Origin of the sequence: Peterkaempfera bronchialis, from assembly GCF_003258605.2 — a bacterium.
GTDB classification, from domain to species: domain Bacteria; phylum Actinomycetota; class Actinomycetes; order Streptomycetales; family Streptomycetaceae; genus Peterkaempfera; species Peterkaempfera bronchialis.
Window position 1 is genome coordinate 6,938,697 of sequence record NZ_CP031264.1, and the last position, 17,844, is coordinate 6,956,540.

The following is a 17,844-nucleotide window of genomic DNA, read 5'->3' on the forward strand; positions in this document are numbered from 1 at the left end:
CTTTGCATAGCAAAACTACAGGCGCGATGTCGGGTTGACGCTCCGTCAGGAGCCAAGCGTACGCGGCAGGGCGGCGGTGAAAGCGCGGGCCCTGCGGGTGATGCCGGTCCAGTCGCCGGCGGCCACGGCGGCGGGCGGGACCACCTCGGTGCCGGCGGTCACGGCGGTGGCGCCGTGCTCCAGATAGTCCGCCGCGTCGGCCGCACTGACCCCGCCGGAGGCGACGAACGGCACGCCGGGGTAGGGGCCGTGCAGGTCGCGCAGATAGCGCGGGCCGAAGGTCCGGGCGGGGAAGAGCTTGACCGCGGCGGCGCCCAGGTCCACCGCTGCGGCGACCTCGGTGGGGGTCAGCGCGCCCAGGACGACCGGGGTGCCGGTCCGGTGGGCGACGGCGGCGACCTCGGGCCGCAGCCCCGGGGTGACCAGGAATCCGGCACCGGCGTCCAGGGCTTCCTCGGCCTGGGCGGCGGTCAGCACCGTGCCGGCGCCGATCCGGCAGCCGTGGTCACCGGCGGCGGCGCGTCGCAGGTGTCCGGCGACGCCGGGGGTGGTGAAGGTGAACTCGACCCACCGGATGCCGCCTTCGGCGAGGGCGGCGCAGAGGGCCGCCGCGTCCGGGATGGCGGGGGCGCGGACGACGGCGATGGCGCGGTCGGCGGCCAGGCCGGGGAGGGGGGCGGGAGGGGTCACAGGGCTCGGTCTCCGTTGCGAGTGCGGCGCGGGACGTCGGGCGACGGGCCTTGGAACGCGCTGATTCCCCGCGCCGGGAGTGGCTTCTACCTGCTGCGTTGCAACATATGCAACGAGCGTTGCATAATCTCTCTGGGTTGATTTAACCTCAGGCCCTGGCGGCGGTCAACGTTCCCCCGAGGCTGGACACGGGAGCGCCGACCGGACGGAACCGACGCAGTCGGGGCAGTGAGGAGCGGCACGAGTGACAGTCGGAACACACGCGAGCGCCCAGGGGCCGCCACGGCCGCCGGCCGCCGTCTGCGTCGGCGAATCGATGGTGGTCCTGGTCGCCGACCGGCCCGGCCCCCTGGAGGACGTCCCCTCCTTCCGGCGCGACGCGGGCGGAGCGGAGTCCAATGTCGCCTGCGGCCTGACCGCCCTGGGGATCCCGGCCGCCTGGATCAGCCGGGTCGGCGACGACGGCTTCGGCCGCCACCTCACCGGCGCCCTGGCCGCCCGAGGAGTCGATGTGAGCGCGGTCGCCGTCGACCCGCTGCGGCCGACCGGGCTGTACGTCAAGGAGATCGGCGGCGACGGCAGCCGCCCGCACGACCTGGGCCCCGGCGTCACCCGCATGCACTACCGGCGCAGCGGCTCGGCCGCCGCCGCCCTCGGACCGGAGCTGCTGGCCGACCCCTCCGCCGCCCGGCTGCTGGACGCCGCCCCGCTGATCCACCTCAGCGGCATCACCGCGGCGCTGTCCGACAGCTGCCTCGCCCTGCTCCGCGAACTGCTGACGCTGCGCCGCCCCGGCCGGGCCGTCAGCTTCGACCTCAACTGGCGCCCCGCGCTGTGGCACGGCCGCGACCCCGGTGTGCTGCACGGCCTGATGGACGCGGCCGACCTGGTCCTGCTCGGCGCGGACGAGGCCGAATCCGTGCTCGGCACCGGCGACCCCCGCGCCCTGCGGACCCTGCTCCCCGGACCGCAGACGCTGGTGGTCAAGGACGCCGGGCACACCGCGACCGCCGTACACCGCGACGGCACCACGGTCACCGAGCCCGCCCTGCCGGTCGAGGTGGTGGAGGCCACCGGCGCCGGCGACGCCTTCGCCGCCGGATACCTCGCGGGCGTCCTGCGCGGTCTGGACGAACAGCGGCGCCTGCGGCTCGGCCATCTGTCCGCCGCCCTTGTGCTGACCGTCCCCGGCGACCACGGCGCCCCGATCCCGCCCCCGGTGGTCGCGGCGCTGCTCACGGCGGACCCCGCCGCCTGGGCGGCCACCCGGGTCACGGCGCGCGGCATCGAGTCACCCGTACTCGCCGCCGTGGACGCACCGCCGAACGGGAGCGGAGGGTGGGCAGCGGAGTGAGCCAGACCGTCGATCGCGCCATGCGGCTGCTCCAAGAGCTGGGCGAAGGCGAGCGCACCCTGGACGAACTCGCCGAGGTCGTCGGCGTGCACAAGAGCACGGTGCTCCGGCTGCTGCGGCCGATGGAGGACGCGCGCATCGTCCAGCGTGACGCCGACCACCGCTACCGCCTCGGCCCGCAGCTGTTCGCGCTGGCCGGTGCCGCCCTCGAACAGCGCGGCATCCGCGCCGTCGCCGCTCCCCAACTGCGCGCACTCAACCACGACACCGGCCAGACCGTGCACCTGGCCGCCTATGAGGGCGGCGACGTCGTCTACATCGACAAGTACGACTCCCACCAGCCGGTGCGGATGTACTCCCGCATCGGCCTGCGCGCACCGCTGCACTGCGCGGCCGTCTCCAAGGTGCTGCTCGCCGACCTGCCGGAGGCGGAGCGCCGCCGGGTCGCCCGCCGCATCACCTACACCCCCTTCACCCCCAACACCCTGACCACCCCCGAGGCGCTGCTCGCCGAGCTGCGTACGGTCGCCGACCAGGGCTGGGCCCAGGACCGCGCCGAGCACGAGGCGTTCATCAACTGCGTGGCCGCGCCCATCCGGGACATCACCGGACGGGTCGTCGCCGCGGTCTCCCTCTCCGTGCCGGACCTGGTCCTGCCCTACGAACGCCTCCTGAACCTGCTCCCCAGGCTGCGCCAGGCAGCCGACGCGGTCTCCGCCGACTGCGGCCTCGCGCCCTCGTGAGGACCCTCCTCCCCCCACCCGGACAGACCGAAAGGCCCGCACCCGTGACCACCCCGTACACCGAAGTCCGCACCACCGACGCACCCGCCCCCGCCTGGTCCTTCTCCCAGGGCGTCCGCAAGGGCCCGATCCTCCAGGTCTCCGGCCAGGGCCCGCAGGACCCGGCCACCGGCGCCTACCTCTACCCCGGCGATGTCGGCGCCCAGACCACGCGCACGCTGGAGAACGTCCTCGCGGTCCTCCGCGCGGGCGGCGCCGGGGTCGACGATGTGCTGATGTTCCGCGTCTACCTCACCAAGCGGGAGGACTTCGCGGCCATGAACGACGCCTATGCCGCGTTCATCGAGAAGCACCTCTCTCCCGGCGGCGTGAAGCCCTGCCGTACGACCGTCTTCGTCGGCCTGCCGCAGGAGCCCATGCTGGTCGAGATCGACGCCCAGGCGATCGTCCTGTCCTGACCGTGCGCCGTCCAGGCACCCCCACGCACAAGCCCTCCAGGATGTCCGCAAAGGAACGCCATGGCCCCGCTGCCCGACCCTGCCCAGATTCCCGATCCTGCCCGGACACCCGATCCTGCCCAGATACCCGATCCTGCCCAGGCAACCCGTTCCCTCAGCGCCGCCGCACCGGCCAGGGACGACGGTGCGGCCGGCCGCCACTTCCGTGCGCTGCCGCCCTCGACGGCCCAGCTGACCCTCGGACAGGTGGCTGCGGCGGGTCTGAACCTGTTCGAGTCGGACTTCGAGTGGCCGGTCATGGTCCTGCGGGAACGCAGCCTCGGGGCCAATATCGCCGCCATGGCGGACTACTGCGCCCGGCACGGGGTGTCGCTGGCGCCGCATGGCAAGATCGCCCTCTCCCCGGACCTGTACCGCCGTCAGGAGCAGCTCGGCGCCTGGGGGGTGAGCGTCGCCACGCCCTACCAGGCGCGGGTCTTCCGGGCCGGCGGTGCGCGGCGCGTCCTGCTCGCCAATGAACTGGTCCACGGCGGCTTCGCCGCCTGGATCCAGCGGGAGCTGGCCGCCGACCCCGGCTTCGCCTTCCTCTGCTATGTCGACAGCGTCGCAGGCGTACGCCTCCTGGAGCAGGCGCTCGACCCGGACCTGCCCGCCCTGCCGGTACTCGTGGAGATCGGCCACCACGGCGGGCGCACCGGATGCCGCACACCCGACGCCGCCCTGGAGGTGGCCGCCGCCGCCCACGGCACCGCCGCGCTGAGCGTGGTCGGCGTCGCCGGCTACGAGGGCAGCGTCAGCCATGGCCGCGACTCCGAGGCGCTCGCCCAGGTGCGCGCCTATCTGCACACGGTGCGGTCGGCACTCGCCCTGCTCGCCGAGGCGGGGCTGCTGGACCCGGACGCCCCGGAGTACGTGGCCAGCGCGGGCGGCTCGCTCTACTTCGACCTGGTGGCCGAGGTACTGAGCGGATGGGACCTGGCCCGGCCGGTACGCACCGTGCTGCGCAGCGGCGCCTACCTCACCCATGACGACGGCCTCTACGCCCGGCTGTCACCGGGAACCGGAGGGCCGTTCCGCCCGGCCATCGAGGTCTGGTCCCAGGTCCTCTCGGTGCCAGAGCCGGGTCTGGCGCTGCTGGACGCCGGCCGCCGCGACCTCTCCTTCGACCAGGGGCTGCCGGTCCCGCACACCCACCGCACCGCCGACGGCCCGGTTCCGGTACACGGCTGGACGGTGGAGGACCTCAACGACCAGCATCTCTTCCTCCGCACGGCGCCGGGGGCCGAACCCGGCGTGGGCGACCTGGTCGGCTTCGGCATCTCCCACCCGTGCACCGCGCACGACAAGTGGCAGCTGGTCCCGATCGTGGACGACGACTACCGGGTCGTGGACACCGCACGCTGCTACTTCTGACAGAGGGCGGGTGCCTTTGCGCCTACGCTCCGCCATTCGGGTGACCTTATCGGCCAACTGATTGTGTCGTAGGTACTCCAGGTGCGTCACTGAGATATCTGAACCGGTGGGCCGCCCATCCCTCTCCGGGGGAGCGCGGCAACCGGCCTGCTCGCCGACTGTCCCTGCCTGTAGGGACGCAGAGCGTTCAACGCCATCCTGTCGCGATGGGCAACCCCTGAAGAGGGCCTGGATCCACCAGCCGGTGCCGTGTCGCGGCACCGGCTGGTGTGGCGGCTCCCGCCGCCCCCCGATGGGGCGGTGCGCGGAGCAATCGCGTACTTCGGGTATCCGCCGAGGCCACGACCGTGGCCCTCGCCTCTACGACACGTGGCGCGGCATTTCCCGCCGCCGGCGACCGGCAACACCGGCGACCGGCAGCCGCGCCACCGCCGGCACCACCTTCATGTCAGCGGTACAACGAGGAGGACCACCATGCCCATCAGCCCCAACCAGGGATCCACCGGAGGCGGCACCACCGTCACCATCACGGGCACCAACCTCACCGGCACCACCGCGGTGACCTTCGGCTCCAAGCCGGCCACCGCCGTCACCAACGTCTCCCCGACGGAGGTCACCGCCGTCTCCCCGTCCGGCTCCGGCACGGTCGGCGTGACCGTGACCACCCCGGGCGGGACCAGCAACCCGGTGTCGTTCTTCTACGTCGGCGCCCCGTTCAAGTCCAGCCTCAGCCCGACCTCGGGCACCAGCGCGGGCGGCAACACCGTCACCATCGCCGGTACCGGGCTGTCCACCGCCACCAGTGTCTCCTTCGGCGCCAACGCGGTCACCCCGACCGTGGTGTCGGACAGCCAGATCACCGCCGTCGTGCCCGCGGGCGCGACGGCCGGACCGGTGTCCGTCAGTGTGACCACCGCCGGCGGCACCAACAACGGCCTCTCGTACACCTACATCGACGCCCCCACCATCACCGGGCTCACGCCGACGTCCGGCCCGACCTCCGGCGGTACTGCGGTGACCATCACCGGCACCAACCTGGACAGCACCAACCAGGTCACCTTCGGCGGGACGGTGGCACCGTTCTCGGTCATCAACGCGACCACGGTGTCCGCCGTCACCCCGCCCGGAACCGCCGGCGCGGTCGACGTCACGCTCAGCAACCCCGCAGGCACCGCCACGGACGCGGGCGCCTTCACCTACGTGGCGGGCCCCGGCATCTGATCCACGCCGGTATCCCGTCGCGCACCGTTCACCACCGTCCGCCCGGCCCGGGCAGCGTGAGGCTCGCGGCCGGGCGGACCCATCGGCCCTGAACCGCCACCACCGCCCGGCACCGGGTTCCGGCCGGTGCCCGGGTCCAGGACCATCCTCGTGACCCCGGACCATCCTCGTGACCCACGACCATCCTCGTGAGGAGAACGGCTGTGGAGGCATCCGACAGCTCACCGCCCACCCCCGCGCACCCGTTGGCGGCGCTGGTCGCCCCTGTGATCAACCTGAGCAGTCCGTTCTCGGGGACTGCCGGGACCCTGGTCACCCTGACCGGCACCGGATTCACCGGCGTGACGTCGGTGACCTTCGGGGGCGTGCCCGCGACGTCGTACACGGTGGTCTCCCCGACCCAGATCACCGCAGTCGCCCCGGCCGGTTCCGGGACCGTACAGATCGTGGTGACCACCACGGGCGGCGTCAGCAACGGCATCAACTTCATGTATGCGACCCCCACCCCGGTGATCAGCACGGTGGCGCCCAACCAGGGACCGGTCACCGGCGGCAACAGCGTGACCCTGACCGGAAGCGGCTTCACCGGGGCCACCACCGTCCACTTCGGCGCGGCGAACGCCGCCTTCACCGTGGTGTCGGGAACCCAGGTCACCGCGTTCGCCCCGGCCGGTACCGCCGGAACGGTCAATGTCACGATCACCACACCCGGTGGCACCAGCGCGGGCGTCGCCTACACCTACGTCCCCGCCCCGGCCCTCGGCTCCGTGGCACCCAACCAGGGCCCCCTGGCGGGCGGAACCACCGTCAGCCTGACGGGGAGCAACCTCACCGGAGCCACCGCAGTCCTCTTCGGAGCCAACGCGGCGACCTCCTTCACCGTGGTGTCGGCGACCCAGATCACCGCCGTCGTCCCCACCGGGACCGTCGGAGCGGCCACCGTCACCGTCACCACGCCGGGCGGCACCACACCCGGCGGCGTCTTCTACTACTACCTCGCCACGCCGGTCCTCACCGGCGTCGCCCCCGGTTCCGGGCCCACGGCGGGCGGCACCACCGTGACCCTGACCGGCTCCGGCCTGGTCACGGCCACCGGCGTGGCCTTCGGCGCCACGGCCGCAGCCTTCACCGTCGTCTCCGACCTCCAGATCAACGCGGTCGCACCCGCAGGAGCGGCGGGGACGGTCGCCGTCACCGTCACCACACCCGGCGGAACGAGCAACCCCGGCGGGTACGCCTATGTCGCCCCGCCGACGCTGAGCGCGGTCGCACCGAACCAGGGCCCCCTGGGCGGCGGCAACACGGTGACCCTGAGCGGGACCAGCCTGACCAGCACCACGGCCGTGCGCTTCGGCACCGTGACAGCGGCCTTCACCGTCGTCTCCGACACCCGGCTGACCGCCACCGCCCCGCCGGGCGCCGCCGGAACGGTCAATGTCACCGTCACCACCCCGGGCGGCACCAGCACCGGCGTCCCCTACACCCGCCTCGCCCCGCCCGGGATCTGAAAGCCCGGACACCGGCCGATCGCCGCCCCCCGATCCCTGCCACCCGGTCGCCGAGCGGCGGGCCAGGGGACCACCCCGGTCCCGTGGCCCGCCGTGGGCCACCCCCGCCTAGGCGGGGCGGGGGGCACGGGCCGTGTGGACGGTGATGGCGGTGAGGTAGAAGGCGTCCGGGCGCGACCGGATGCCGGTGCGGGCATCGCCGTCCACCAGGAGGTCCAGGGTCTCGCGGTCCTCACGGTCGAGCCGGTCGCCGAGGCGGTCGCGCAGCCGGGAGAGCTGGGCGTACAGGTACTCGCGGGCCGGCCGGCCCAGGGGGGCCGGGAGGTCGGTGAGGAAGGTCCGCGTCCCGCTGGGCATGAGACCGGCCCGGGCCAGCATGGCAGGCCAGTCCTCCACCGTCTCGGTCGATCCGGGCAGTTGGGCGCGCATGGTGCCGAAGAGCTCCTCGTTGGCGGCGTCCAGGCGGGCTTGCAGGCCGGGGCGGCCGATGCCGATGTCGCGGGGCAGAAAGCGCGGGGGCAGTCCGCGTTCGGCGACGGCGAGCAGGCCGCCGGGCCGCAGCGAGGCGGCGAGGGCGGCCAACGCCGCCTGCTGGTCCCCGAGATGGTGGATCGCATTGCCGGACCAGATCAGGTCCGCCGAGCCCAGCGAGTCGAACCCGCTGGGCAGATCCGTCCGCAGGGTGGCCACCCGGTCGGCCAGGTGCAGCCCGGCCGCCCGGGTACGGACCCGCTCCAGCAGGCCGGGAGCCTGGTCCACGGCGACGACCTCGGCGTCCGGGAAGGCGGCGGCGAGCAGGCAGGCGGCCACCCCCGGCCCGCTGCCCACGTCGAGAACACGGCTGACGCGGGTCTGCCCGCCGCCGTCGAGGCCCAGCAGGTCGCGCAGCCAGTGCGCGGCCTCGGTGACGGCGGGGATGTGCAGTTCGGCTTCGCGCTCCAGCTGGTCGCCCAGGGCCTCCCAGTCGTGGTCGGAGCCATGGCTGTGGGTATGCGTGTGGTCGTGGGTGTGGGCGTGCGGCTGATGCACGGTTTCCTCCATGCCGGGGTTCGGAGTACGTGGTCTCGGCCCTGAGGCCGACGGCACCACAGCCTGCGTCCGCCGTTCCGCTCCCCGCAATCTTTGTTGCCGTTTCCGGGACCGGTGCGGTGCAATGGGCGGCATGGAGCAGTCCACCGCCATCGCCCGGGCCCTGACCGAGGTCGGCCCGCGCCTCAGAAGCCTGCGCACCCAGCGGGGGGTGACCCTGGCGGCGCTCGCCGAGGCCACCGGCATCTCCAAGAGCACCCTGTCCCGCCTGGAGTCCGGCCAGCGCCGTCCCAGCCTGGAACTGCTGCTCCCCATCGCCCAGGCACACCAGGTCCCGCTGGACGAACTGGTCGGCGCCCCCGAGGTCGGCGACCCCCGCGTCCGGCTGAGACCCCAGCGCGTGAACGGCACCACCGTGCTGCCCCTGACCCGGCAGCCCGGCCCGCTCCAGGCTTTCAAGCTGGTCCTCCCGGCGACCCGCAGCACACCCCAGCCGTGCACCCATGAGGGCTATGAGTGGGTCTACGTCCTGGCCGGACGCCTGCGGCTGACCCTGGCCGACCAGGACCTGGTGCTGGGCTCGGGCGAGGCCGCCGAGTTCGACACCCGGCTGCCGCACTGGTTCGGCAGCACCGGCGAGGGCCCCGTCGAACTGCTCAGCCTCTTCGGCCGCCAGGGCGAGCGCATGCACGTACGCGCCCGCCCCGGCGGCCGACCCGGCCCCGGTGCGGTGGCGGGTGCGGGCGGGGCATAGCCGCGCAGGACGAAGTCGATGTCGAACTCCCCGTTCCCCCATGCCTGGCCGTCGCGGCTGCGGGCTTGCCCCGGGACCGGCGGTGGGGGAGTCTCAGCGGTGCGTCGTCAAGGACCGCCTCCCGCCCCCGGCCGCCCGCTCGGCGCCCCGGCCTGGGAAACTCGTGCACAGGTAGGCAGTTCCCGTCCCGCCGCCATGGAGAATCTCCGTTGATCCGGCAACTGGTCGCTCATCACCCCCGAAGCGGCCGGCGGGACGACTCCAGCGGCCGCACCGCCGCACCCCCCGACCCGCTTGCGCCCCCGACGAACGGCCCCCTGCCATGAGCACCCCTCGCCCCGCTCCCGCCCCCACCGCGTTCGCGCTGGCCACCCCGCACGCACTCGCCACAGCCGCCGGCGAGGAGGCCGTACGCGACGGCGGCAACGCCGTCGACGCCGCCCTCGCCGCGGCCGTCGCGCTCACCGTGGTCTACCCCCACCAGTGCGCCGTCGGCGGCGACCTGATCGCCCTGGTCTCCCGGCCCGGCGGCCCGGCCGTCGCGGTCAACGGCAGTGGAGCGGCACCGCTGGCCGCCGATCCCGACACCTTCGGACGGCTCGGGCGGATGCCGGTCACCGGCCCGCTCAGCGTCACCGTGCCCGGCGTCGTCGCGGGCTGGGCCACCCTCTCCCGGACCGCCGGGCGGCTCCCCTTCGCCCGGCTCTTCACCCGCGCCGTCGACTATGCCCGCGACGGCGTGCCCACCGCCCCCGGCGTCGCCGCCGCCCTCGCCGCCGAACAGGGCCTGCTCGCAGCGGACGAGGGCATGCGGGAGGTCTTCTTCGCCGCAGGCCGGCCGCTCACCGCCGGTCAGCCGCTCGTCCAACCGGCCCTGGCGCGGACCCTCGCCGCCCTCGCCGAGGACGGCCCGGACGCGCTCTACCAGGGCGGCATCGGCGCGTCGCTCGTCGCCCGCCTCCGGAGCCTCGGCTCCCCGATGACCCGCGACGACCTCGCCCGGCACCGTACGGAGACCACCGCCCCGCTCACCGGGACCTTCCGTGGCGAGCAGTACCTCACCGCGCCGCCGAACTCCCAGGGCCTGCACCTGCTCCAGATCCTCGCCGCCCTGGAACGCCTTGACCCGGCCCTGGACCTGCTCGGTGCCGACGCGGCCGTGCTCGCCCGCGTCTTCCGGCTCGCCGCCGACGACCGCGACGCCTTCCTCGCCGACCCCCGGCACACCCCCGTCCCCGTCGAGGAACTGCTGGGCGCCGCCCGTATCGCCCGGATCGCCGAGGCAGCCGCCGACCCGGCTGCCGATCCGAATGTCCGCCTGGCCCCGCAGACCCCGGCCGCCGCCGCCCAGGCCGCCCGCCCCAGCGGTGACACCGTGGCGGTGGTCGCCATGGACGCCGACGGCACCGCCGTCTCCCTGATCCAGAGCCTCTTCCACAGCTTTGGCTCGGGCATCCTCGACCCGGCCACCGGTGTGCTGCTGCACAACCGGGGCTCGTACTTCAGCCTGCTGCCCGGAGCACCCAACCGGCTGCGGGGCGGCAGCCGCCCCGCCCACACCCTGATGCCGGTGCTGACCCGCCGGGACGGCACCGTGACGGGCGCGCACGGCACCATGGGCGGCAAGGCGCAGCCGCAGATCCACGCCCATCTGGCCATGCGCCTGCACGCCGGGGACTCCCCGGCCGAGGCCCTGCGCCGCCCCCGATGGGTGGTCGGCGGCATGGGGGTGGACGCCCCGGCCGACGCCGCCTTCGCCGAACCGGGCGTCCCCGCCGCCGCCACCGCCGCCCTGCGCTCCGCCGGCCTGCGGCTCCGGGTCGGCGACGCCTCCGACGAGGAGGTCGGCCACGGCCAGCTGGTCCGGGCCCACCCGGACGGCACCCTGCACGCCGCCGCCGACCCCCGCAGCGACGGAACCGCCGTCAGCCACCCCTGAGCCTCGGACGGCGGCGGCAAACTGCGCCTCCCCGCAAGCCGGGGCTGGACCACGGCCGCGTCGACACCCTCGCCCCGGACCACCGGCGCGTCCTCAGGCCCGTCCGCACCACTCCTGGCCCTCCACCAGCCGGGCGAGGTTGGCCAGGGCCATGCGGGTGCCCGTCGCATTGTCGGCGGCGGGCACAGCGTCGGGAATCCCCTCGTGCACCACCAGGACATCGGTGCCGCCGTCCGCGTCGGTGAGCGTGGTCGTCATCCTCATCGTGCCGCGAAGCGCGGGGTCCGAGGTCTCGAACTCGAATGTCTCGACCACCTGCTCGTTCGGTACCAGCTTCACGAAGCGGCCGTGGTACGTGTCGGTGTGCAGGGCCGACTTGCCGGTGCCGACCGGCGCGTCATAGGTCAGCGAGACGCGGAACGCCCCGCCTTCGCGGGGATCGAATGCGTGCACATGGCTGCTCATACCGGTCGGCACCCGCCATGCGGCGATGGCGTCCGCATCCAGCAGCGCCCGGTAGACGGCCGCCCGCGAGGCACGCACATGCCGAGAGACCCGCGTCGAGTACATGGGGGTCAACCTAGCGCCGCCGTCCCGGTGTGCAACGTGACATTGTATGCTCGGCTTCGTATAGATGTACGAAGGAAGCGGGCATGGCAGAGCAGCTCCAGCGCGACGCGGTCCTGGTCCACCAGCGCCTGCGCGACCAGGTGGCGCAGGCGCTGCGGGCCGCGCTGATCGCCGGTGAGCTGCGCCCCGGAGTCGTCTACTCCGCCCCGGGGCTCGCCTCCCAGTACGGAGTCTCCGCCACCCCGGTCCGGGAGGCGATGCTCGACCTGACCCGGGAGGGGCTGGTCGAAGCCGTCCGCAACAAGGGCTTCCGGGTCACCGAGATGACCGCCCGCGACCTCGACGAGTTCACCGAGGTCCGCACCCTCATCGAGGTGCCCACCGTCGGCCGGGTCGCCACCGCCGCCACCGCGAAGCAGCTGGAAGCGCTGCGGCCGGCCGCGCTGGAGACCGTGGCGGCGGCCCACGCCCACGATGTGCTGCGCTATCTGGAGGCCGACCGCCGCTTCCACCTCGACCTGCTCTCGCTGGCCGGCAACACCCACCTGGTCGAGGTGGTCGGGGACCTGCGCCGGCGGTCCCGCCTGTACGGCCTCGACCATCCCGACCACCCCGACCATCCCGACCGGACCGGGCGGACCGGGCGGACCGGGCGACTGGTCGCGTCGGCGGAGGAGCACCTCGAACTGCTCGACCTGCTGCTGGCCGGCGACCGCGAGGGCGCGGAGCGGTGCATGCTCCGCCACCTCTCCCTGGCGCGCTCCCTCCGGGCCGACGACCGGCCGGCCACACCCCCGGCCCCGGCGCTGCGCCTGGGTTGGCGCTGACGCGGCGCCCCCACCCGGCCCGCCCGGCTGGTGGTAGGCCATCGGCGAAGACGGCCGGGAGCCGCCGCCGGCAACGACAACGGTGCGCGCAGGCGACGCCGGAATCGAAGACCAGCGGTCAGGCGGTCCCCACCGCCAGGACGTTGCCCTCGCTCACATATCCGTCCGGGAGGGTGAACGGGCTCTCGGGACGGGCGGGGTCGAGCAGCGCGTCCCCGCCGGCCGAGGTGAGGCCGAGCTTCTTGGCCTGTGCGGCCAGCTCGGCGAAGGCCGGTGCGTAGTAGGCCCGCACGTCGGCGGTGAAGGGGGCGAAGTGCTCGATGAGCACCGTCCGCTGACGGACGGCGTTGATGCCGGCCTCCCGCATCCACCGGTACAGGTCGCGGGTGCGCAGCACAGTGCTGATCCGCGCTGCCTCCGAGCCGCATCGTCCGCCCGGCGGCCCGCGTATGTGCGGGGTTGCCGGGCAGGCGGCGGCAGCCGAGGCCGTGCGACGGCCGTGCGACGGCCGGGCTACCGACCGGGTGCGCCGGGTGAGACCAGGCCCGTCTCATAGGCGAGGACGACGGCCTGGGCCCGGTCACGCAGGGTCAGCTTGGCGAAGATGCGGGCCACATGGGTCTTCACCGTCGCCTCGCTGAGCGTCAGCTCGTGGGCCAGTTCGCTGTTGGACAGGCCCCGGCCCATCAGCGTCAGCACCTCCCGCTCGCGCGGCGTCAGCGCGGCGAGATCGCGATGGACCGCCGGGGCCACAGGACTCCGGGCGGGCATGGAGGCGCCGGACGCGAAGCGTTCGACCAGGCGGCGGGTGATCGAGGGGGCGAGCAGGGCGTCCCCGGTGTCGACCAGGCGCACGGCGGCGGCCAGATGCGCGGGGGTGACGTCCTTGAGCAGGAAGCCGCTGGCCCCGAGGGCGAGTGCGGCGTAGACGTACTGGTCGAGGTCGAAGGTGGTCAGCATGATCACCCGGCAGTCCGGGACATGGCCGAGGATACGGCGGGCGGCCTCCAGGCCGTCCATGACGGGCATCCGGATGTCCAGCAGGACGACATCGGGGCGCAGTCGGCGCACCGCTGCGACGGCCTCGGTTCCGTCGGCGGCCTCGCCGACCACATGGATGCCACGGGCGGTGAGGATCAGGCGGAAGCCGGTGCGGACGAGTTCCTGGTCGTCGGCGATCACCACCCGGGGCGTGGGCTCGGCGGGCGTCGTCATGGCCGGTCCAGCGGGATCCGGGCGCGGACCCGGTAGCCGCCGCCGAGTCGGCGGCGGGCGTCGAGGTCGCCGCCGTAGACGGCCACCCGCTCGCGCAGACCGAGCAGACCGTGCCCCGCACCCCCGGCCCGGACCGTACCCGGGCGGCGGTCCGGGGCCTCGGCGCGACTGCCCTGGCCCTGGCCGTGCAGGACGCTCGGCCCGCTGTTCAGCACCTCGACTCGCAGATAGTGGCCCGAGTAGCGGACGGTCACCTCGGCCTTCGCACCGTCGCCGTGCCTGAGGGCGTTGGTCAGCGCCTCCTGGATGATCCGGTAGGCGGTGACGTCGATCCCGGTCGGCAGCGGGCGGGGCGTGCCGGAGATCCGGACCTCGACGGGCAGACCGGCGAAGGCGATCCGGTCGATCAGCGGGCTGAGCCGGCTGAGGCTCGGTTGCGGGGACAGGTCCAGGCCGCAGGGCTCGTCCTCGCCGTTCTGCGCGGGTGCGAGCAGGCCGAGCAGGTGGCGCAGCTCGGTCATCGCATTGCGCCCGGCGGTCTCGACGGCGCTCATCGCGGCGGCGGCCTCGTCCGGCATGGCGACCAGCACCTCGCGGGCGGCCCCGGCCTGGACCACCATCAGGCTCACATTGTGGCTGACGATGTCATGGAGCTCGGCGGCGATCCTGGCCCGCTCGGCGTCGACGGCGGTCCGCGCCGCGGTCTCGCGCTCGCGTTCCAGCAGCCAGCCGCGCTCCTCGATGGCCTTCCGGTACCGCTGCCGGGTCCGCACCAGCGCCACGCCCAGCCAGCCGACGGCCGCGCATGCCAGCGCGGCCGAGCCGATGGCCAGCCAGACCACTTCCGATGAACTTCCCACGCGGTCAGTCTCGCAACCGACGCCGTGATCCACATCATGCCGGAGGTCCAGCCGCGTACATCCCCGGGATGACGGGCACGGACGGTTACACCCGGGGAGGGACGCGGCACCCGCCGCCTCCCTCCTACGTTCATGGCATGACCAGTGATCACGACAGCGCACGGCAGACGATCGTGCGGCTCGACGGTGTGCACAAGGAGTACGGCGACGCCACGGCCCTGGACGGCGTCTCCCTGGAGATCCAGGCGGGCGAGGCGGTCGCCGTGATGGGGCCCTCGGGCTGCGGCAAGTCCACGCTGCTCAATATGGTGGCCGGTCTCGACCGCCCGACCTCGGGCACCGTCCAGGTGCACGGCCAGGATCTGGGACGGCTGAACGAGACCGGGTTGGCCCTCTTCCGGCGGCGGCACATCGGCGTGGTCTTCCAGTTCTTCAACCTCATCGACGACCTGCCCGCGCTGGACAATGTGGCGCTGGCCGCGCAGCTGACCGGGACCCCGGCCCGGCAGGCCCGCCGCCGCGCCCTGGAACTCCTCGACGAACTCGGCATCGCCGACCGCAAGGACACCTACCCGGCCGCCCTCAGCGGCGGCGAGCGCCAGCGGGTCGCCGTGGCCCGGGCGCTGATGAACCGTCCGGCGCTGCTGCTGGCCGACGAGCCCACCGGCGCGCTGGACAGCCGCTCCGGCGAACAGGTGATGGACCTGCTGATCGACCTCAACCAGATCGGCCAGACCCTGCTGATCGTCACCCATGACCCGCACCTCGCCACCCGCTGCGCCAGCCGCCTGATCGAGTTCGCCGACGGCAGGGTGGCCCGCCAGAGCGCGCTGGAGCCGACCGCATGAGCGCCGTATGGGCAGCCTCGCGCGCCGCCGTCAAGCGCCGCAGACTCCAGACGACCGCCATCGGACTCGTCGTCCTCTGCTCCACCACGACGGTCCTGCTCGCGCTGTCCGTGCTGGCCGCCGTCGCGGCCCCCTTCGACAGCGCCTTCACCCGGCAGCGCGGTGCCCATGTGGTGGCGACCTTCGACGCGGCCAGGACCTCGGACGCGCAGCTTGCCGCCACCGCCCGGCAGCCGGGTGTCCAGGCTGCCGCCGGGCCCTACGGCGAGGCCGTCGTCGAGCTGCCCACCGAGTGGCTAGGGCGGCCGCCCGGTCCGCTGACCGTGGTGGGCCGGGCCGATCCGGGGGGCCCGGTCGACCGGGTCGAGCTCAGGTCAGGCCACTGGCCCGCCACCGCCGGTGAGATCGTCGTCAATATGCCGAACGGTGGCGACTCCGCGAACCTGCTGGGTACAGAGCTCACCCCCACCGGGGCACCGCCGCTCACCGTCGTCGGCTTCGCCACCAGCATGAGCAAGTCCGCCGGCGCCTGGGTCACCCCCGAGCAGCTGACCGCACTGCACCCCACCGCCCTGCAGATGCTCTACCGCTTCCCCACGGCCTCCGACGACCGCCAGATCCGCCAGGCCATGGCCACGGTGACGACGGGGCTGCCCGCGGATTCGCTGACCAGCGCGCAGTCGTACCTCACCCTCAAGCAGGCATTCTCCGCACAGGCCAACTCCTACCTGCCGTTTATGACGGTCTTCGGCATGCTCGGCCTGCTGCTCTCCGTGCTGATCGTCGGAAATGTCGTCAGCGGGGCGGTCGTCTCCGGATACCGGCACATCGGCGTCCTCAAGGCCCTCGGTTTCACGCCGAACCAGGTCGTCGCCGTCTACCTCGCCATGGTCTCGGTACCTGCGGTCGCCGGGTGCGTCCTCGGCGCCCTGCTCGGTACCGGCCTGACCCGCCCCATCCTCGGGGTCGCGTTCACCGGGATCGAAACCGGCACCGCTGCCATCGGGACCCCTGCCTGGGTGCCGGTCGTCTGCCTGCTCGCCATGCCCGCCCTGGTGGTTCTCGCGGCGCTGCTCCCGGCGCTGCGCGCGCACCGGCTCTCCGCAGCCCAGGCGATCACGGCAGGCAGCGCGCCACGGGCCGGGCGCGGGCTGCGGGTCCAGCGCGCGCTCGGTGGTACCCGGCTGCCGCGCTCGGTCAGCCTCGGCCTGGGACAGCCGTTCGCCCGGCCGGCACGCACCGCGCTGAGCATGGCGGCCATCGTCCTGGGGGTCACCACCGTGACGCTGACAATCGGGCTGACCAGCACGATGCTCGCGGCTGCGGGCACGGGTCGGAGCGACGGGGGCGCCGAGGTCCAGGTGGCGGTGGGCTCACCCGCCGAGCAGCGGACCGCGCCCAAGCTCAGCGACTCCCAGACCGAGGCCCTGCTGCGGTCCCTTCCCGGGGCCCGCCAGGTGACCGTCCGTGGGCTGGTCCGGGTGGGCCTGGTCGGCTACACCCAGCCGGTGTTCGGCGACTTCTACGGCGGGGACGACTGGGCGAGCCAGGCCCGGGTGGTCAGGGGACGCCCGCCGACCGGGCCCGACGAGGTCGTGGCCGGACCGGCGTTCCTGAACCAGCACGGGCTGAGGCTCGGCGACCGGCTCACGCTGTACCTCGACGGCAGGCAGCTGCCCGTGACCATCGTCGGCGAGCCCCTTGCGGGCAATGCCCAGGCCCTGACGTCCAACTGGCAGACCCTGGCCAGGCTCGTCCCGGACCCGCACGCCGGCGAGTACCACGTCCGGCTGGCTCCCGGCGCCGACGCCAAGGCATACATCGAGGCGGTCCAGGCAGCCGACCCCGGCCTCCATCCGTCCCTGCCGGCCCCGGACGGCGGCGGCCCCACCGTGGCCGTCGTCGGCTTCTCGACGGTGTTCACCGTGCTGCTGACCGTCGTCGCGGCGCTCGGCGTCTTCAACACCGTGCTCCTGAACATCCGGGAGCGGCGCCGGGACCTGGGCATGCTGAAGTCGATCGGAATGACGCCGCGTCAGGTCGTCGCGATGACGGTCACCTCCGCCGCCGGGCTGGGCGCGGTCAGCGGACTGCTCGGAATCCCCCTGGGGATCGTCGCGCACCGGCTGATCGTCGACCACGTCGAAGTACTGGTGTTCGCGGAGTCCATGAAGAACGTCTGGCACGCCCCGCACCTGGCCGGGCTGGCCCTGGCGGGCGTCGTGATCGCCGTCCTCGGCGCGCTGCTCCCGGCCCGCGCCGCCGCCCGCCTCACCATCGCCGAGGTCCTCCACAACGAGTAGCCCGTCCCGCCGCATCCGGGCCGTGGCAACCGGCGCCCCCCAGCGCCCCCCGGCGGCCCACGGGTCGAGCTGCTTCCCGGGGACCGCATCGACGGAGTGCCGCATACACCGG

Annotated in this window: 17 protein-coding genes; 11 read left to right on the forward strand and 6 right to left on the reverse strand. The window is 73.8% G+C overall.

Annotation, left to right across the window (positions count from 1 at the left end; translation table 11 throughout):
- Positions 1–45: 45 nt before the first annotated feature.
- Complete coding sequence (locus C7M71_RS29655) at positions 46–690, reverse strand: bifunctional 4-hydroxy-2-oxoglutarate aldolase/2-dehydro-3-deoxy-phosphogluconate aldolase (protein WP_111490266.1); 645 nt, start codon at positions 688–690, stop codon at positions 46–48.
- A 244-nt stretch (positions 691–934) separates the two neighbouring features.
- On the opposite strand from C7M71_RS29655, the gene C7M71_RS29660 reads away from it, so the two are divergent.
- From C7M71_RS29660 to C7M71_RS29685, 6 genes are all read left to right on the forward strand, one after another.
- Positions 935–2,044 (forward strand): sugar kinase, encoded by a 1,110-nt coding sequence (locus C7M71_RS29660; RefSeq protein WP_229759002.1) that lies wholly within the window; start codon positions 935–937, stop codon positions 2,042–2,044.
- Positions 2,041–2,787, forward strand: coding sequence for an IclR family transcriptional regulator (locus C7M71_RS29665; protein WP_111490275.1), 747 nt, complete (start codon positions 2,041–2,043; stop codon positions 2,785–2,787). Before C7M71_RS29660 ends, C7M71_RS29665 begins: the two co-directional genes overlap by 4 nt.
- 44 nt (positions 2,788–2,831) lie before the next feature.
- The gene (locus tag C7M71_RS29670; protein WP_111490264.1) at positions 2,832–3,245 is read left to right on the forward strand and encodes a RidA family protein; all 414 of its coding nucleotides are present in this window, start codon (positions 2,832–2,834) and stop codon (positions 3,243–3,245) included.
- A gap of 246 nt (positions 3,246–3,491) precedes the next feature.
- Positions 3,492–4,658 carry an alanine racemase gene (locus tag C7M71_RS29675; protein ID WP_229759003.1) on the forward strand — a complete coding sequence of 389 codons (1,167 nt, stop codon included), beginning with the start codon at positions 3,492–3,494 and terminating at the stop codon, positions 4,656–4,658.
- A gap of 474 nt (positions 4,659–5,132) precedes the next feature.
- On the forward strand, positions 5,133–5,879 hold the full coding sequence (locus C7M71_RS29680; RefSeq protein ID WP_111490262.1) for an IPT/TIG domain-containing protein: 747 nt from the start codon (positions 5,133–5,135) through the stop codon (positions 5,877–5,879).
- A gap of 203 nt (positions 5,880–6,082) precedes the next feature.
- The gene (locus C7M71_RS29685) at positions 6,083–7,387 is read left to right on the forward strand and encodes a beta strand repeat-containing protein (RefSeq protein ID WP_111490261.1); all 1,305 of its coding nucleotides are present in this window, start codon (positions 6,083–6,085) and stop codon (positions 7,385–7,387) included.
- 108 nt (positions 7,388–7,495) lie between these two features.
- On the opposite strand, the gene C7M71_RS29690 is transcribed toward C7M71_RS29685, so the two are convergent.
- Positions 7,496–8,428, reverse strand: a complete 933-nt coding sequence (locus C7M71_RS29690) for a class I SAM-dependent methyltransferase (protein WP_111490260.1) — start codon at positions 8,426–8,428, stop codon at positions 7,496–7,498.
- Positions 8,429–8,549: 121 nt separating this feature from the next.
- Here C7M71_RS29690 and C7M71_RS29695 point away from each other — a divergent pair, with 121 nt between their 5' ends.
- Positions 8,550–9,170 carry a helix-turn-helix domain-containing protein gene (locus C7M71_RS29695; RefSeq protein ID WP_111490274.1) on the forward strand — a complete coding sequence of 207 codons (621 nt, stop codon included), beginning with the start codon at positions 8,550–8,552 and terminating at the stop codon, positions 9,168–9,170.
- Positions 9,171–9,492: 322 nt separating this feature from the next.
- Positions 9,493–11,109, forward strand: coding sequence for a gamma-glutamyltransferase family protein (locus C7M71_RS29700; RefSeq protein WP_111490259.1), 1,617 nt, complete (start codon positions 9,493–9,495; stop codon positions 11,107–11,109).
- A 93-nt stretch (positions 11,110–11,202) separates the two neighbouring features.
- Here the strand turns inward: C7M71_RS29700 and C7M71_RS29705 are convergent, their stop codons facing one another.
- Positions 11,203–11,679 carry an SRPBCC domain-containing protein gene (locus C7M71_RS29705; RefSeq protein ID WP_111490258.1) on the reverse strand — a complete coding sequence of 159 codons (477 nt, stop codon included), beginning with the start codon at positions 11,677–11,679 and terminating at the stop codon, positions 11,203–11,205.
- An 83-nt stretch (positions 11,680–11,762) separates the two neighbouring features.
- Between C7M71_RS29705 and C7M71_RS29710 the strand changes: the two genes are divergently transcribed.
- The gene (locus tag C7M71_RS29710; protein WP_111490257.1) at positions 11,763–12,506 is read left to right on the forward strand and encodes a GntR family transcriptional regulator; all 744 of its coding nucleotides are present in this window, start codon (positions 11,763–11,765) and stop codon (positions 12,504–12,506) included.
- 118 nt (positions 12,507–12,624) lie between these two features.
- On the opposite strand, the gene C7M71_RS29715 is transcribed toward C7M71_RS29710, so the two are convergent.
- From C7M71_RS29715 to C7M71_RS29725, 3 genes are all read right to left on the reverse strand, one after another.
- On the reverse strand, positions 12,625–12,903 hold the full coding sequence (locus C7M71_RS29715; protein WP_111490256.1) for a hypothetical protein: 279 nt from the start codon (positions 12,901–12,903) through the stop codon (positions 12,625–12,627).
- A gap of 116 nt (positions 12,904–13,019) precedes the next feature.
- On the reverse strand, positions 13,020–13,721 hold the full coding sequence (locus tag C7M71_RS29720; RefSeq protein ID WP_111490255.1) for a response regulator: 702 nt from the start codon (positions 13,719–13,721) through the stop codon (positions 13,020–13,022).
- Entirely contained in the window at positions 13,718–14,581 is an 864-nt protein-coding gene (locus C7M71_RS29725) for a sensor histidine kinase (RefSeq protein ID WP_229759005.1), read from the reverse strand. The genes C7M71_RS29720 and C7M71_RS29725 overlap by 4 nt, the downstream gene beginning before the upstream one ends.
- A gap of 137 nt (positions 14,582–14,718) precedes the next feature.
- Here C7M71_RS29725 and C7M71_RS29730 point away from each other — a divergent pair, with 137 nt between their 5' ends.
- Both C7M71_RS29730 and C7M71_RS29735 read left to right on the forward strand, forming a co-directional pair.
- Complete coding sequence (locus C7M71_RS29730) at positions 14,719–15,429, forward strand: ABC transporter ATP-binding protein (protein ID WP_111490253.1); 711 nt, start codon at positions 14,719–14,721, stop codon at positions 15,427–15,429.
- Positions 15,426–17,732, forward strand: coding sequence for an ABC transporter permease (locus C7M71_RS29735; protein ID WP_111490252.1), 2,307 nt, complete (start codon positions 15,426–15,428; stop codon positions 17,730–17,732). The genes C7M71_RS29730 and C7M71_RS29735 overlap by 4 nt, the downstream gene beginning before the upstream one ends.
- The last annotated feature ends 112 nt before the right edge of the window (positions 17,733–17,844 follow it).